General features: G+C 46.5%; 15 protein-coding genes. 9 read left to right on the forward strand and 6 right to left on the reverse strand.

Translation table 11 applies throughout. The features are described from left to right. Positions 1–23: 23 nt before the first annotated feature. The 4 genes from era to acpS are packed head-to-tail and all read left to right on the forward strand — an operon-like array spanning position 24 to position 2,886. Complete coding sequence (era, locus tag GV64_RS12670) at positions 24–995, forward strand: GTPase Era (protein ID WP_020583281.1); 972 nt, start codon at positions 24–26, stop codon at positions 993–995. Then, a complete protein-coding gene (gene recO, locus GV64_RS12675) occupies positions 979–1,713 on the forward strand; it encodes a DNA repair protein RecO (RefSeq protein WP_020583282.1) in 735 nt (244 codons plus the stop codon). The genes era and recO overlap by 17 nt, the downstream gene beginning before the upstream one ends. A gap of 48 nt (positions 1,714–1,761) precedes the next feature. Continuing rightward, on the forward strand, positions 1,762–2,511 hold the full coding sequence (gene pdxJ, locus GV64_RS12680; RefSeq protein WP_020583283.1) for a pyridoxine 5'-phosphate synthase: 750 nt from the start codon (positions 1,762–1,764) through the stop codon (positions 2,509–2,511). Beyond that, entirely contained in the window at positions 2,512–2,886 is a 375-nt protein-coding gene (gene acpS / locus GV64_RS12685; protein ID WP_020583284.1) for a holo-ACP synthase, read from the forward strand. It begins immediately after the preceding gene. A gap of 58 nt (positions 2,887–2,944) precedes the next feature. Here the strand turns inward: acpS and GV64_RS12690 are convergent, their stop codons facing one another. Then, positions 2,945–5,785, reverse strand: coding sequence for a response regulator (locus GV64_RS12690; protein WP_020583285.1), 2,841 nt, complete (start codon positions 5,783–5,785; stop codon positions 2,945–2,947). A gap of 193 nt (positions 5,786–5,978) precedes the next feature. Here GV64_RS12690 and cysM point away from each other — a divergent pair, with 193 nt between their 5' ends. The 4 genes from cysM (at position 5,979) to mazG (ending at position 11,614) form a co-directional block, all read left to right on the forward strand. Next, positions 5,979–6,863 carry a cysteine synthase CysM gene (gene cysM / locus GV64_RS12695; RefSeq protein ID WP_201772487.1) on the forward strand — a complete coding sequence of 295 codons (885 nt, stop codon included), beginning with the start codon at positions 5,979–5,981 and terminating at the stop codon, positions 6,861–6,863. 127 nt (positions 6,864–6,990) lie between these two features. After that, positions 6,991–8,331, forward strand: a complete 1,341-nt coding sequence (gene rlmD / locus GV64_RS12700) for a 23S rRNA (uracil(1939)-C(5))-methyltransferase RlmD (RefSeq protein ID WP_020583287.1) — start codon at positions 6,991–6,993, stop codon at positions 8,329–8,331. Positions 8,332–8,480: 149 nt separating this feature from the next. Then, the gene (relA, locus tag GV64_RS12705; protein WP_020583288.1) at positions 8,481–10,730 is read left to right on the forward strand and encodes a GTP diphosphokinase; all 2,250 of its coding nucleotides are present in this window, start codon (positions 8,481–8,483) and stop codon (positions 10,728–10,730) included. Positions 10,731–10,804: 74 nt separating this feature from the next. Continuing rightward, a complete protein-coding gene (gene mazG, locus GV64_RS12710) occupies positions 10,805–11,614 on the forward strand; it encodes a nucleoside triphosphate pyrophosphohydrolase (RefSeq protein WP_020583289.1) in 810 nt (269 codons plus the stop codon). Positions 11,615–11,689: 75 nt separating this feature from the next. Here the strand turns inward: mazG and GV64_RS12715 are convergent, their stop codons facing one another. The 3 genes from GV64_RS12715 to GV64_RS12725 all read right to left on the reverse strand — a co-directional run bounded on the left by GV64_RS12715 (position 11,690) and on the right by GV64_RS12725 (position 14,347). Further along, positions 11,690–12,142: a YaiI/YqxD family protein gene (locus GV64_RS12715; RefSeq protein ID WP_020583290.1), complete on the reverse strand. Its 453-nt coding sequence runs from the start codon at positions 12,140–12,142 to the stop codon at positions 11,690–11,692. Between the two features lie 182 nt (positions 12,143–12,324). Continuing rightward, positions 12,325–13,452 (reverse strand): dienelactone hydrolase family protein, encoded by a 1,128-nt coding sequence (locus GV64_RS12720; protein WP_020583291.1) that lies wholly within the window; start codon positions 13,450–13,452, stop codon positions 12,325–12,327. A gap of 94 nt (positions 13,453–13,546) precedes the next feature. Next, positions 13,547–14,347, reverse strand: a complete 801-nt coding sequence (locus GV64_RS12725) for a type IV pili methyl-accepting chemotaxis transducer N-terminal domain-containing protein (protein WP_026258355.1) — start codon at positions 14,345–14,347, stop codon at positions 13,547–13,549. 57 nt (positions 14,348–14,404) lie between these two features. On the opposite strand from GV64_RS12725, the gene GV64_RS12730 reads away from it, so the two are divergent. Further along, entirely contained in the window at positions 14,405–15,112 is a 708-nt protein-coding gene (locus tag GV64_RS12730) for a pseudouridine synthase (RefSeq protein ID WP_020583293.1), read from the forward strand. Here GV64_RS12730 and GV64_RS12735 read toward each other — a convergent pair. Beyond that, positions 15,089–15,526, reverse strand: a complete 438-nt coding sequence (locus GV64_RS12735; protein ID WP_020583294.1) for a GNAT family N-acetyltransferase — start codon at positions 15,524–15,526, stop codon at positions 15,089–15,091. The genes GV64_RS12730 and GV64_RS12735 overlap by 24 nt on opposite strands. A 5-nt stretch (positions 15,527–15,531) precedes the next feature. Next, the gene (gene trmJ / locus GV64_RS12740) at positions 15,532–16,266 is read right to left on the reverse strand and encodes a tRNA (cytosine(32)/uridine(32)-2'-O)-methyltransferase TrmJ (protein WP_020583295.1); all 735 of its coding nucleotides are present in this window, start codon (positions 16,264–16,266) and stop codon (positions 15,532–15,534) included. Positions 16,267–16,301: the final 35 nt, after the last annotated feature.

Here is a 16,301-nt window from a genome sequence, read left to right on the forward strand (position 1 = left end):
AGTATTAGAGAGCAGATAAACAGATGACATCTGATGTAAATCACGAAGAGCCCACTGCTCATGAGTTCAGTCCGGTCGACTCCGTTTCAGAAGTCAGCCGATGTGGCTATGTTGCCATTGTTGGCAGGCCTAATGTTGGTAAATCAACACTGTTGAATCATCTTCTTGGGCAGAAACTTTCAATTACCTCTCGCCGTCCCCAGACAACGCGCCATCAGGTGCTTGGTATAAAGACAGAGCAGGGCATTCAAACTGTGTATGTTGATACGCCGGGAATGCACAAGGTCCAGAAAAAAGCCATTAATCGCTATATGAACAAGGCTGCCAGCAGTGCTTTGGCGGGCATTGATGCCATTGTATTTGTGGTTGACCGGCTTACCTGGAATGAAGAGGACCAAATGGTTCTGGAGAAAGTTCAGGGTGCTCGTTGTCCGGTTATTCTAGCTGTCAATAAAGTTGACAAGATTAGTGACAAGACGAAGCTAATGCCCCATCTTGAATCCTTGTCAGGAAAAATGGACTTTCATGCTGTGGTGCCTATTTCTGCTCAGCATGGGCATAACCTGACACAATTGGAAGAGATGATTACTGATCTTGTCCCTGAAGGCGTTCACCATTTTCCTGAAGACCAGTTGACGGACCGAAGCTCAAGATTTCTGGCCGCTGAGCTGGTGCGTGAGAAGGTGATGCGCCAGTTAGGTGATGAGTTGCCTTATGAGGTCACGGTTGAAATTGAAGAGTTTAAGCATGAGGTGCGCCCAAAAGGTCCACTACTGACGATCAGCGCGTTAATCCTTGTAGAGCGTGCAGGGCAGAAGGCCATTGTCATCGGTGATAAAGGCAGTCGTCTCAAGCAAATAGGACAGGATGCCCGTAAGGATATGGAGCTGATGTTTGACTCGAAAGTGATGTTGAACCTCTGGGTTAAAGTTAAAGCTGGCTGGTCTGATGATGAGCGAGCTCTGAAAAGTCTGGGATATGACCACAACCAGTGAGTTTCATAAAGCCTGGTTGCTTCATCGACGCTCTTATAAAGAGCGCTCAGTTATTGCTGAATTTCTCGTTGAGGGGCATGGTCGTATTGCCATGGTTGTCAGAGGTGTTCGCCAGTCTCGTTCCCGATACTCGTCGTTACTGCAGCCCTTTCATCAATTGATGCTCAGGTGGAAGGGGCGTGGTGAACTGAAAACACTCATTGATCTGGAGCCTGATCGTCACGAATTTCTCTCTGGTGAGCGGCTTTACTGTGGGTTTTATATTAACGAGTTATTGATGAGGTCGATGATTCCGGGTCAGCACGTGGACGGTGTGACTGATCTGTATCAGAATACACTCTCTTATTTGAACAGGTCTTCACCTCTTGAGCCTCTACTGAGGCAGTTTGAGTTGGACTTGTTGAAGCTCTGTGGCTATGCCCCCTCCCTGGATTGGGATGTGGCTAATGGTGTTCCTCTTATTGATGGGGTTTTGTATCGGTTTGAGCCAGAGCATGGTCTGGTTCCGACTGATGAGCATATTGGCCATTCTGAGAAGCGGTTTTGCTACACTGCGGAATTACTTAAAGCGCTAGCCAGCGGGGATTTCAGCAACCCTGATTTTTATCCGGGCTTTAAGCGCTTTACAAGGCAGGCCATGAGGCCTCTTATTGGGGAGCGGCCTTTGCAGAGCCGTATGCTTTTCGCAAATAGAACTCGTTCTCTGTCGGAAGGATAAGAGCGTCTCAAACGTTTGAAACAACTTGATCAATGGTAAGGTTTACTCATGGTTCCTCATCAGCGTATTTTGCTGGGCGTCAATATTGACCATATTGCAACTGTTAGACAAGCTAGAGGGATTCGCTATCCTGATCCTGTTCAAGCTGCTATTGAAGCTGAAGAGGCAGGGGCAGATGGTATTACATTGCACCTGCGTGAAGACCGAAGGCACATTCAGGATCATGACGTTTTTAGGATTCGCGATATTCTACAGACTCGGATGAATCTTGAAATGGCGGTGACTGAAGAGATGCTGTGCATTGCTGAAAAGGTCAAGCCTGAGCATGTTTGTCTTGTACCTGAGAAGAGGGAAGAGGTGACTACTGAGGGCGGGCTGGATGTTAAGGGGCTTTTTGATAGTGTTGCTTCTGCCTGTCATCGACTTGGTAAACAGCGTGTTGAAGTTTCATTATTCATTGATCCTGACCGGGATCAGGTTGAGGCGGCTGCCCGTGCTGGCGCCCCTGCCATTGAGTTGCATACCGGTGCGTATGCTGAAGCGATGACTGCAGAAGCTATGCAGGAAGAGCTTGATCGTCTGCGAAATGCGGTAATATTTGGGTTGGAGCAGGGACTTATTGTTAATGCTGGTCATGGGTTGAATTATCAGAATGTTGAGCCTGTCGCTATGATTGCTGGTATTAATGAACTTAATATTGGACATTCAATCATTGCTCGTGCGCTTTTCACCGGCTTGAAGCCCGCCGTTCGTGAAATGAAATCACTAATGTTGGATGCCGCACGGAAGGCATTTTAAGTGATTGCAGGAATTGGTACCGATATCGTCCGGATTGAACGAATTGAACGCTCCCTTAACCGCTTGGGTGATGCATTTGCCCGCCGGATTCTGACCCAATTTGAATTATCTGTCTGGTCTGAGAGTGCTAAGCCTGCATCTTATCTTGCCAAGCGATTTGCTGCTAAAGAAGCGGTCGCAAAAGCGTTTGGAACGGGTATTGGTAAATTATCTTTTCAACATATTGAAATCAGAAATAACTCTATCGGAGCACCGGAGCTGGTTCTGTACGGTTATGCGCTTGAATTACAGCGCCAAAAAGGCATAAAACATTGCCATATTAGTCTTTCAGATGAACAAGATAACGCCATCGCTTTTGTTGTTCTGGAGGGCTAAAAGCCTCTCCAGATACAATGTACTTTGCAAGCAGTATTCAATGATACATAGCGCAATGTTAACTTGCTTCCTCAGCTTCTGCATTATCAATCTCCCATTCCTTAAGTCGAATAATTGACTGAACTAATAACTGAAAATCTTCTTTGATCTTGTCATGGGAGAGATCATTGTATTGCTTCAGTCTGGTTTCCAGTCTGTTGCAAATCCTTTCCATCTCCGGAATACCACAATATCGACAGGCGCCATGTAATCGATGCACCCGTTCAAGAACGGTTGAAAAATTATTCTCCTCCCAGCCCACTCTAAGTGTTTCCAGGTCATCTTCAAGACCATCCTTCATCATGACCAGCATCTCATGAGCCAGTTGTGAGTTCCCTGCAGCCAGTTTTAAAGCCAGATTTTCATCAACCGGACTTTCCTGAGTACTGGTTGCACTGGTAATGGGTATGTTTATTTTAGAAGTTGGTCGATACTCCTTGCCCTCGATATTCTCTGAAGGGGCTATAGCCCATTGATTCAGCATACTGATCAAGTGTTTCTCACTGACCGGCTTGCTTAGATAGTCATCAAAACCACTTTGCAAAAGAGTTTTCTTTTCTTCAGGCAAAGCGTGGGCAGTGACGGCAATAATAGGGGTTCGCTGATTAATAGGGATTTCTTTTCGAATTCTCTTTGTGGCTTCCATGCCATCAAGAATAGGCATTTGAACATCCATAAAAATAATATCGAAGGGTAACTGTTTGCAAAGTTCAATTGCATCAAAACCATTTTCTGCTGTTATCAAGGGCTGGCCAAGTTGGCCAAGGATGGTTTTGAGTAACTTCAGGTTAACCGGGTTATCATCAACAGCCAGAATTTTTAGAGATTTAATTATTTGGTGAGGGTCAAAAGCCTGTTGGCCTTCCCTGTAAGTGATGAGCCTCTTGAGACGACTAAGTCCTACGGGTTTGAGTAATGTATTTATTTCGTTTGGCAATACAGCGTCAGACAGGTTTGTTGCTTCGGCTGATGTAAGAAGTGTAATAGAAGAGCTGGCATGACAAGAGTGGAGCTGTTCAATGGCCTGTTCAAGGTTAACATCATCAAGATTAACGAAGATGTGATTATAGTTCGTACAAGCCTTGCTGGAAGCTATTGCCTGCTGAAAACTCGCTGCCGTGATATTAGCACCCAGTTTATCAAGCAAATGAAAGATAGAGAGCCTGGTGAGCTCATGAGGCTCTATAAGAAGTACGTTTTGACCATCCAGAGGTTTTTCGATAGCAGCCTGTTGGCTCTTATTGTTAGGCGCTAGTGGTTCAGTAACCTTTGTCTTAAAAGTGAACCAGAAAGTAGCTCCTTGTCCTAAGTCAGACTCCAGAGCAATCTCACCACCCATCTGTTCTACCAGGCTTTTACAGATAGAAAGACCGAGGCCAGTACCTCCAACTCTTCGGGTTTTACTCGTATCTGCCTGGGCAAAGGCATGGAACAGCTTATGGTGTTGTTCCCGGGTAAGGCCAATACCCGTGTCAGCCACTGAAATCCTCAGGGTTATCTGATCATCATGCCCTTGTCCGTTTAAAGAGTCGTTATTTGCGTTCCGACGTTCATCATTATGTGCAGAGAAGCGTTGTACATCCTGTTCATGGCTGTCTTGATCGATCATTACGCGAACAGCTACAGAGCCATAGCTGGTGAATTTGATGGCATTGCTGATCAGGTTGGTAAGCACCTGTTTTAATCGCTGCCCGTCAATGAGGATATTTTCAGGAACATCGTCGTATATAAAGTGAACAATTTCCAATGACTTACCATGAGCTGACGGTGCCATAAACGTCATAACATCTTCAATGATTTCACGGAGGCATGCAGGCTGAGGATCCAGCTCTAATTTTCCCGCTTCCATTCGAGAGAAATCAAGAATATCGTTAAGCATGGTGAGCAAACCCTGAGAGGATTTCTCAATGGTACTAATGTAATCGTATTGTTGTGGTGTCAGACTGGAGCTGAGCATTAAGTTTGAAAAGCCAATAATACCATTTAGTGGCGTTCTGATCTCATGACTCATATTGGCAAGGAATTCACTCTTGCTTCGGCTTGCTTCCAGTGCTTCTTTTCTGGCCAGATCCAGTTCAACATTCTGAATCTCAATGGTTTCGAGCGTTTCCTGTAGCTCGTCATTATTTTGAGCGATATGGCTGGTCATTTTCTGATGTTTAGCCTGGAGGCTATCCAGCATTTCATTGATGGCTGATTCCAGTTCATACATCAGACTTCCGGAGTTGTCCGGAAGGCGGGTGTCAAAGAAACCATCCCGTATACGACCAATGACCCTTGCCATATTATTCAGAGGTCGAGTGACGCCATTACCCAACTTAAGGCTGATCACCAAGGCGATCGCGAGCCCCATCGAGATCACAATAATACTGAATGCCAGAGAGCGGTACCGGGTGAGGTGTGTTTCTGCATAGGTGTAATCAATAATAAGCCAGCCATCGTTTACCGAACTGTTGGGGCTGGTGATCGGGTTGGCGACCTGAATAATCTGGTCATTTTGGAACCAGGTTTGGCCCGATCCCAGTAGTGAGGATATTTTGCCGGTGGCTGTCAGTGTCGGTCCGGCATGGAGAACTTCCTTACCTTTTTCATTCACCAGACTGACCGCGCGAATATCCATATCGTCGAGCAACATACTGATCAGAGTCTGCAGTTCTTCACGCTGGGTTTTGTGTAGCAGAAGTGCAGCAATAGCCGCCTTTTGTTCGGATTGGGTGAGCGCTTTGGACATAAGCTGGTTATCCAGCTCGCTATAACGCTTACTCAGATAGACACCGCCCATGAGTAGTGAAACGATGATGCCGGGTAGAAAAGCCAGCAGAAGTATGCGTTGGCGAAATGCCAAAAGGTGCTGTCTCATGATACTGCCTTTCCCTGTTTAGCTTTTGTTCTGTATTATTGCAGGGCTTATTTTCAAAACGGTTAATAAACTGATTTTTTATATCAGATAAGTAAAGGCCTGCATGTTATAGCAATGCCTCTGATAAATAGTCAATGGCCAGAATTATTCTTCTCTGAGCCGGAATAATAAAGTCAACGTAAGTTATATGTCCATGGAATATCCGACAATAGAGTCGATTATTGGCAACACTCCTCTGGTTCGTCTGCAGCGCATGCAAGGGAACAGCTCCAATACCATCTTGCTCAAACTTGAAGGACAAAATCCGGCGGGATCCGTCAAAGACCGTCCGGCTCTGTCTATGATTGCAGAAGCTGAGGCCCGCAGCGCAATCAGCCCGGGAGATACCTTGATTGAAGCCACCAGTGGTAATACGGGGATAGCACTGGCTATGGCAGCGGCGGTCAGGGGGTATAAAATGATCCTGATCATGCCGGACAACATGAGTATCGAGCGTCGTGCAGCCATGAGTGCTTATGGTGCTGAACTTATTCTGGTCAGTGATGGTATGGAAGGAGCTAGAGATAAAGCGCTTGACATGCAAAGGCAGGGGTTGGGTAAGGTCTTGAATCAGTTTGCCAATCCCGATAATCCTCTTGCGCATTATGGGACCACCGGTCCTGAAATATGGCAGCAGACCAATGGTAAGATTACGCACTTTATCAGCTCTATGGGGACGACTGGAACCATAATGGGCGCTTCCCGTTATTTGAAGCAAAAGAACCCATCCGTTCAGGTACTGGGTTTACAACCGGAAGATGGGGCACAAATTCCGGGGATTCGACGTTGGAGTCCTGAATATTTACCGGCTATTTTTGATCGCTTCGCCATCGATGATGTCATGGATATCGGGCAGGTAGAGGCAGAGGAGTGTATGAGGCAGCTTGCTCGTGAAGAGGGTATATTTTGCGGTGTTTCATCGGGTGGCGCTGTTGCAGCCGCTCTCAGAGTTTCAAAAACCGTAGAGGATGCCATCATTGTTGCGATTATCTGTGATCGTGGTGATCGCTATCTTTCGACCGGTGTATTTCTTCCTTAAAGAAACGATAGACTTTGTAAAATATTGAAATTTCAATAAATAGACTTCAGCTCTGAGTTTTTTGTGACGGGTATCCAATGTAGAATTGCCGTTTTAATGCGTGCAGATAAAATGTTGGAAGTTAAATATGCGCTTTAAACGTAGTACCTCAAATCCATTCTTCCTGAATGAGGATGTGCGTATTGAGGCGCTTTCCCATGATGGTAGGGGGATTGCCCGCTACCAGGGAAAAACCCTGTTTGTTGATGGCGCATTACCGAATGAAGTAGTCCGGGTTCAGGTTGTTGAAGATAAGCGACGATTCATGAATGCACGCGTCAAAGAAATCCTCACTCCTTCACCTGAGCGTCGTGATCCTGAATGCCAGCACTTTCGTCAATGTGGGGGCTGCAGCTTGCAATACTGGTCTCATGAGGGACAACTCAGTAGCAAGCAGCAGATAGTCCTTGATCAGTTACGACGTTTTGCCAATATAAGTCCAGAGTATATTGATGAATCGCTGGTTTCTCCTCCCTATGGATACCGTTATCGGTGCCGTCTGGCCATACGCTGGCTAAAAGGGAGTCTTCAGCTTGGTTTCCGTGAAAAGGCCAACAATACCATTTGTGTTATTGAAGACTGCCCGGTTCTGGCAGAGCCTTTGCAAGAAATACCTGCACTTCTGAAGTCATTTCTGCCAATGTTGAAAGGCCGTGAAGCGATTACACATGCAGAGTGTTTCCTTGCGGAGAATGGCCGAGGGTTACTGCTGCGTCATATCAAGCCTTTGATAGAAAGGGATCAGGAGCTCTTAAGAGCGTTTGCGGCTTCTCATCAGCTCTTCCTCTATCTGCAGGGAAGTCCTGAGAGGATTGATCCTTTTTATCCGAAAGATGGTCATGAAAAGCTTTATTACTCATTACCGGGCTCAGATTTAAAGTTGTATTTCAGACCTCAGGATTTTACCCAGGTCAACTGGACGATAAATCAAGCCATGGTTAATCAGGCCATTGAATGGCTCAGTCCAAAACCCTCAGATAAGATACTGGATCTATTCTGTGGCCTTGGTAATTTCTCATTGCCGTTGGCCAGAAAATCAGCGCATGTGACGGGTGTGGAAGGCTCGCAGAGTTCGGTGGCTCAGGCTTGCAGGAATGCTGAGCTGAATGGTTGTGCCAACACGCATTTTTATCAGACTGATCTGGCCAGTAATTTCAGTTCAGAAATATGGGCTAGAGAGCGATATGATATTGTTGTCATGGATCCGCCAAGGGCTGGTGCTGATTTTTTGGTTGGTCAGTTGAATAATATACTGCCTGACCGGTTGTTGTATATTTCCTGTAATCCGGCGACACTGGCAAGAGATGCAGGTGCCCTGACATCATACGGCTTCAAGCTGCATCGCTTATGCGTAATGGACATGTTTCCACAAACAGCACATGTGGAGTCTATGGCTCTGTTTATTCGGGCGAAATCTATCAGAGCGTAGTGAATTAGTAGGTAGCTTTTCTGGCAACAATATTAAATCCGGAATGCCGGGCACGGGATGCCGGACAACCAAAACGCCATACCTGAACTTTGAGCAAGGGGAAGGTTGATAATGGTGTTATTTATATAGAAAGAGACGGAATGGAATAGATGGTTAAGGTTAGAGAGGATCAGCCCCAGCACTATGACGGTAGTGTCGATTTGGGTGCCTGGCTGAATCGCCTTCAGGAACGTTATGGTGTCGGTGATACGGACAGTCTGAGAGAGGCCTGTGAACTGGCTCGTCAGGCTGAGCTGCTTGCTATGCAGCAAAGTTCAGCTGATGACACTGTCTGGCCAACGGGGAAAGGTTGTTTTCGAACCGGGCTGGAGATGGCAGAAATCCTGGCCGAGCTGAAACTGGATATGGATACCCTGGTTGCAGCCGTTCTCTACCGAGCCGTCCGTGAAGCTAAGTTACCTCTTGCTCAAGTTGAGGAAAACTTCGGAAGTGTGGTAGCCGGATTAATCAAGGATGTTCAAGGCATGGCTGCCATCAGTAATATTCAGAATCCGCGACGACAGGTGTTGGATCATCGGCAGGACCAGCTTGAAAAGGTCCGGAAAATGCTGGTTTCCATCATTGATGATGTTCGTGTAGCTTTGATTAAACTGGCTGAGCGAACCTGTGCAATTCGAGCAGTTCAGCATGCCAGTAAGGAGAAACGACAGCGGGTTGCCCGGGAAGTCTTTGAGATCTATGCTCCGCTGGCTCACCGACTTGGCATTGGTTACATCAAGTGGGAATTGGAAGATCTCTCATTCCGTTATCTGAAACCTCACGACTACAAAAAAATTGCCAAGCTGTTGGATGGTAAGCGACTTGATCGCCAGAAGTACATAACTGATGTCGTCGATACGATGAAATCCTCATTGTCTGAGGCCAGTATTGAGGGTGATGTTAACGGTCGGGTAAAGCACATCTACAGTATCTGGCGCAAGATGAGACGGAAAAATGTCGATTTCCGTGATCTCTATGATATTCGTGCTGTCCGCATACTTACCCATGAAGTGCGTGATTGCTATGCGGCTCTGGGCGTGGTTCATTCCCTGTGGAATCATATTCCCAAAGAGTTTGATGATTACATTGCTACGCCTAAAGAAAATGGCTATCGCTCTTTGCATACGGCCGTTTTTGGTCCCGAAGGAAAAACCCTCGAAGTTCAGATACGAACCCATGATATGCACGAAGAGGCAGAATTGGGTGTTTGTGCGCACTGGAAGTATAAGGGGACAGATGTTAATAGCCGCAGTGATAGCTATGAAGAAAAAATCTCATGGTTGCGGCAGGTTATGGAGTGGCATGAAGACCTCGGTGATCTCGGTGAACTGGGGGGGCAATGGCGAGCGGATGTTGAACCTGATCGAATTTATGTGTTCACCAAAGATGGTCATGTGGTAGACCTTTCGGTTGGCTCAAGCCCTATTGATTTTGCTTACCGGATACATTCTGAAGTAGGCAGTCGCTGCCGTGGAGCTAAAGTCGCTGGTCGTATTGTGCCACTGAACCATAAGCTGAAGACGGGAGATCAGGTTGAGATTCTCACTGCTCCCAATGCCCGGCCGAGTCGTGACTGGCTGAATCCTGATCTCGGCTATGTCACTACCAGCCGTGCCAGGGCAAAAATTACCAGTTGGTTCAAGAAACAGGATCGTGACGCCAATATTGCAGATGGGCAGAGCCTTCTGGAAATTGAACTCAAACGACAAGCGTTGAATGGTGTTAATTACAACGAGCTCGCGCTAGCCGTCAACTGTCTTGCTCCAGATGACATGTTTGCCGGCATTGGTGCCGGGGATATAAAGCTTCGTCATGTGGTATCACTGGCCCAGAAGCAGGTGGCTCCCGAAGAAGAGAAGTCTTTTGAAATTCGGACCAAGCCTCAACAGGAACGTTTGTCAGACAGTACCATTAATATTGATGGTGTTGGAAACCTGCTGACTCAGATGGCAGGCTGCTGTCAGCCAGTCCCCGGTGATCCGATTATCGGCTACATCACTGTTGGCCGAGGAGTGACGATTCATCGTCAAGACTGTAATACGGCGCTTTCTCTTCGTAGTCGTGAACCCGAGCGCTTGATTGAAGTGAACTGGGGAACCAGGCCGGACTACAGTTATCCGGTGGATGTCATGATTACGGCTTATGACCGTCCAGGGTTGTTGAGAGATATTACGGTAGTACTGGCCAATGATAAGGTCAACGTGCTGTCGATGCAGACTCGAACCAGTAAGGAGGAGCATTTGGCCAGTATGTTATTAACTATGGAAGTGTCCAGCCTTGAGAATCTGGGACGGTTGTTGGCGAAAGTTAGTCAGTTGCCCAATGTTATTGAAGCCGTCCGTCACCGTAAAATGAGCTGATTAGTACAACTATTCCCACGCATTGCGTGGGAATGCCTCCTTTTAGTGGTATCGAATGTTTGCAGGAGTCTGGTTTGTCCCATTCCATTGATGAGCTTATCACTTTGATGGCCAGGCTTAGAGATAAAGAGCATGGTTGCCCCTGGGATCTTAAGCAGTCTTTCGAGACTATTGCTCCATATACTTTAGAAGAAGCCTGTGAGGTCGCTGAAGCGATTGAGCGACAAGATTATTTGAATCTCAGGGAAGAGTTGGGAGACCTGTTATTTCAAGTGATTTTCCATGCCCAGATGGCATCGGAAAGCGAGCTTTTTAACTTCACAGATATTACCGAAGGATTATTGGCAAAGCTTTTGCGCCGGCATCCTCATGTATTTCCTGATGGTAGCCTTGAATCATTTTCTTCTCCAGACAAGCTGTCACCCGAGGAGGTCAAGCAGAAGTGGCAGGAAATAAAAGCAGAGGAAAAAAAGCAGAAGGGACAAAAGCTATCTGAGTCTGCGCTGCCAGATGATCTGCCAGGCACATTACCAACCTTACAACGTGCAGAGAAAATTCAGGCTGCAGCGGCAAGAGTGGGTTTTGACTGGCCAGAGGCTGAATTGGTATTTGACAAAATTCAGGAAGAGCTGGCTGAAATCCACGAAGCAAGAGCAGAAAGTCAGGAGCGAATTTCAGAAGAAGTTGGTGACCTGTTATTTGCCTGTGTCAATCTTGCCCGTCACCTTGGGGTTGATGCCGATATGTCCTTGCGGAAGGCATGCCATAAATTTGATGGGCGCTTTCGCAAAATGGAAGCGCTTGCCGCAACCAATGATCGGGCTTTTGAGCAGTTAACATTAGAAGAAATGGAAAACTACTGGCAGCAGATAAAGAGTGAATAGTTAGCATTGAACTCACAGGGATAAACCCTTATGTGCTTACAGTGCTCAGTCTGGCGATGTTAATTAATTGATGGGTTAGGCTTTAGATTTTTTTGCTAATAGTTTATCAAGATTATTGGCGAAATCCTGACGGTCACTTTGGCTGATGGCTGAGACTCCACCCGTTTGAATACCGCTAGATCTTAGCGTATCCATAAAGTCCCGCATATTCAGTCGTGCCCTGATATTGCTTTCGGTATATAGCTCGCCTCGCGGGTTTAATGCTAATGCACCTTTTTCAATGACTTCGGCTGCTAGAGGAATGTCAGCGGTAATGACTAAGTCGTCACTGGTGATGCGTTTGACTATTTCACTATCCGCGACATCAAAACCAGAACTTACCTGCATGAATTTGATGTATTTAGACTTTGCCACTTGTAAAAAATGATTCGCCACAAAAGTTGTTGGTGTTTTCGTACGCTCAGCCGCCCGGTATAAAATTTCTTTTATTACCAGAGGACAGGCATCAGCATCGACCCATATTTCCATCGTAAAATTCCAGTGCTGATATGAGCAATTATTTTATTCTCTTAGAGCCTGATTAATCCAGTAACATTTCTGGTGTTCTTTGGCGCAGAAAAAAACTGACCACAGAGACCGCAAAGAGCATTTAGGGAGAGAGTTTCTTTCCTTTGTGCTCTTGGTGGTCTTTGTGGTGCTATTTTTACATCCTAAGATTCATTAGCAACTAAAGTCATTGAGCGATCAAAATTCTTTTTGAGGAAGCTTAATAAATCACTGTACGCCTGCTGCTTGGTTTCATCATCATTACCAATCAGGTATCCGTACTTAAGGCAGTCCTTATACTTTGGTCCACTCTTCAGGCGTGAAGCAATTCTCTCTTCCCGTGTAGGCTGGTCTGAAAGCTTTAAAATGTGTTCACCATTGATAAGAGGGAAGCCTTTTGGATCATAGGTAACTTCGCAACCGGCAATATAAGGGGCATCTTCTTTCAGAGCCTGAGGAGCAAGATTTTCCCAGGAATGACCAGCTCCCTGATAAATAATGCTGTTTACATCCACGTTCAGTGCACGCAGCTCTTTTTCCCGGGCTGCACAGGCTTTCAGTTCATTAGAGAAGTCTTCTGTGCCTCTGAGGGTTAACAGGGGTTTACCATTGGTGGCCTGAGTGCCGAGGTTCTGAAAGCAGGGGCCGTAGACATCGACGTATAAACTGAAGCCATCGGTTCCTGGTGCAAGAATGTTGTGGAAACGCTCATCCATCGCAAGCCTGCTCGCCATGCCGCCATATGAAAAGCCCATGACCCCAATTTTTGAGCCATCAACCAAAGGGCTGCTTTGCAGCAGTTTATAAACTGAATAAGCATCGGTAATGACATCAAACTCGGTGACTGCATTCACCTTCATCATATAGTTGGTGTCTTCAGTAACTCCACGGGGTTGGTAATAGTCAACAACTACAGCCGCTATGCCATTTTCATTAAGGAGCTTGGCGTACTCATGCTCCCGACCGGGAGATATTCCTCCACTGCCGTGTAGGATAACCATTGCCGGTACAGGCTGATCGCTAGTGGCAATATCAGGTATATAAAGGTGTCCCATTCCAGTGGTAGGTCTGGCGTCTTCCATGTTGTTCAACAAGACATCCAGATCGAATGGTGTAGCGCTTTGATAGTAGATGGTGCCGGTTGAGTTTTCATCCAGTTGGGCTATGGGTTCTGGATAATCAGGAAATGACGGAAAGATAAGGCCGACCAGAAAGGCTTGAACCGCCGTGATCTGTAGTAACCCTGCTGTAGCAACAACCAGGGCAAGCAGACTGAGTATGGCTTTTTTCATGGGAGAGGCTCTTTCTTATTGTTCTAATGAGCGCTCCATTGTCTTTATTGAGGATTGCTCCTCACATCATCCGATCAGACGATTTTACGAGTGCTCAGATGTTTGACTTAATCATCAGTTGTTCATAGTCATAGGTGAGGTCATTCATTTTCTTAAGAATGGATTCCGTGGTTACTGACACCATGTTGGGGACAAACTGGCCCTGGTCGCTGATTTTAAAGCCGGCATTGGTAAAGTCCCATTGACTTTGTACTTTTGTCAGCTTTTTATTAATCTCGGCCGAATTTAATGCCGATTGACGCAACGTTTTCAGTGCCCCATCAAACTCAATGATAGCGGTATCTAATTCACTGCTGACTGCTTCGTCACGAATACCCCAGGCGCTGGCAATATAAAGCTTGGCTATCCGTTGACTCAGCATCCGCTGTCGGCCGGAAACATCAACCAGATTCCCCGCCTCATGCTTTACGTGTTCTGAAATGGCCTTGACGACAGCCTCACTGCTGGCCAGTAACTGGTCGCTCATGGCAATGACCGTTAATGCTTCATTACGACTGGGGCGGGTGAGTACTTTAAATCGGTAGTCTTGCCAGATGGCTGCTACCTCATTAAGGCTTTGTTTGATGTTATCGTTAGGAGCGTAGTCCTGGAGTTCAATGAACTGCTGTTCAAACAGGGCAATGCTGATATCCAGCTCTTTCGAGGCAACATCCGGGTTTACATCAGAGCCAATCATAATGTAGCTTTTGGCGATTCTCTGGCTAAGCATCCGCTGTCGGCCGGCCTTGTTGATGGCTTCAGCATCATTGATCGTCGCAAGAGCTGGAATAGAGGTTGTGATCAGGCTGAGCATAAAACCCAGGAATATCGATTTCTGGAATAGTTGTTTTAACATGTCCGTATCTGTGAATTGCTATTGATTTGAGAGGCGGATAATACATGAAATTTTCATATGATTCGCCTGTCAAAATACATTGCTGATGCCGGTGTCTGTTCGAGACGCCAGGCTTCCCGGCTTATTGAAGCTGGTTTGGTTCAGGTCAATGGTCGACATGGTTTGCATATTGATCGTATAAAAAACGGTGACATGGTAGTGGTCGATGGTCAGGAAGTTATGACCAATACCGAGAAAGTCTATTTTCTGTATAACAAACCGGTTGGCGTTGACTCAGTCTGTGATTGGGAAGATGGCTCAAGCATTGTTCATCATCTGCCAAAGGTTGAAAATAACATCAGGGTTTTTCCGATAGGCAGGCTTGATAAAGACTCCCATGGATTAATGTTGCTCACTAATCATGGTGAGTTATGCCACAAGTTGCTGCATCCGGACTTTTATCACGAGAAGGAATACCTGGTTTGTGTCGATCAGCCTTTGTCTGACGATTTTTTGTTATCAATGTCGGCAGGTGTTCGCTATGGTGGGGTTATTACAAAGCCCTGCCGTATTCAAAAAGTAGCAGACCAATGGTTTCAGATCATTCTGACCCAGGGGCTTAACCGTCAAATCCGCCGGATGTGCCGTTCTCTCGGCTATCGTGTTCTTGAGCTGCAGCGTATTCGTATGGTGAATTTGCAGTTAGGTAACTTAATGCTCAATAAGCACCGAAAACTGACGGATAATGAAGTTATCGGGCTGTTACGGGATACAGGCCATCAGTAGAAAATCGTTTCCCTGTTGCTGATATCGCTGGTAAGGCTCCAGGATGTCAGCAGGGACGTTCTCTAATACCGGCAACATAAACCCTGCTTTTATATAAAAGGTCTCAAGGTGGGGGTAGGGATAGCACCAGCACGTTTCAGATTTCAGGTCTGACAGTGTGGCTGTGAGCAGTAGTGAGCCAATACCCTGCCTTCGAACATGGTTCCCGACCCAGACACTTCTCAATAAATAACCGGCTGACTTCTGGCTGGCTCTCAGTCCAGCCAAAATATCTCCCTGTTGATCACGGACAACCCAAACCCGTTCATCACCTCTGGCTTTACCTTTATGACCATTTTCCTTAAAAAAACGGTTCACCAAAGGAAAGGCAATAGGGTTGAGTTCCTCCACTGTGAATAGGGTTGGTCTTGTCATAGCAGCTACTGTTTTTTTGCCGATTTCTGGACTGCTCCAAGAATTCCACGCAGCATGCTCAGTTCTTTTGCTTCGGGTCGTGCACGGTTAAAAAAGCGGCGAAGCCTTGTCATAACCAGACCGGGGTGCTGTTTAATAATAAAATTGATATCGGTCAGCGTAGATTCGAGATGCTCGTAGAAAAGCTCAAGCTCTTTGTTGAGGGGGTAGGCGTGCTCAGGCTTATCATTTGCGTAACTGTCTGCCTCTTTGAGAGAGGCCTTGTAGATTTCATAGCACAGGATCTGGATGGCAGAAGCGACATTCAGCACAGGATACTCAGGGTTTGCATCAATGCTGGTGTGAAAGTGACATTTTTCCAGTTCGCTGTTGGTAAGCCCCATGGTTTCCTGTCCAAAGACCAGCGCAACCGGAGCCTGCTGAGACTCTGATAAGAGTTGTTCTGCACAGTGTTCAGCATCAAGCATAGGGCGAGAGAACGAGTGTGTTCGAGTTCTGGCGCTGGTACCGATTACTAAAGAACAATCGGCAATGGCTTCATCCAGTGTTTCAAACAACCGGGCATTTTCAAGCACGTCGAGGGCGCCAGCGGCCATAGAATCAGCTTCTGGCGCAGGAAAACGCTGGGGACTTACCAGGCAAAGGTCACTCAGTCCCATGGTTTTCATGGCTCTGGCAGCGGAACCTATGTTACCCGGGTGGAAAGTATTGATAAGGATTATGCGAATATTCTGAAGCATGATGACCAATGATTTCGGATCAGAACCAAAAGCGC

This window comes from Endozoicomonas elysicola (assembly GCF_000710775.1).
In the GTDB taxonomy this organism is placed as follows: domain Bacteria; phylum Pseudomonadota; class Gammaproteobacteria; order Pseudomonadales; family Endozoicomonadaceae; genus Endozoicomonas; species Endozoicomonas elysicola.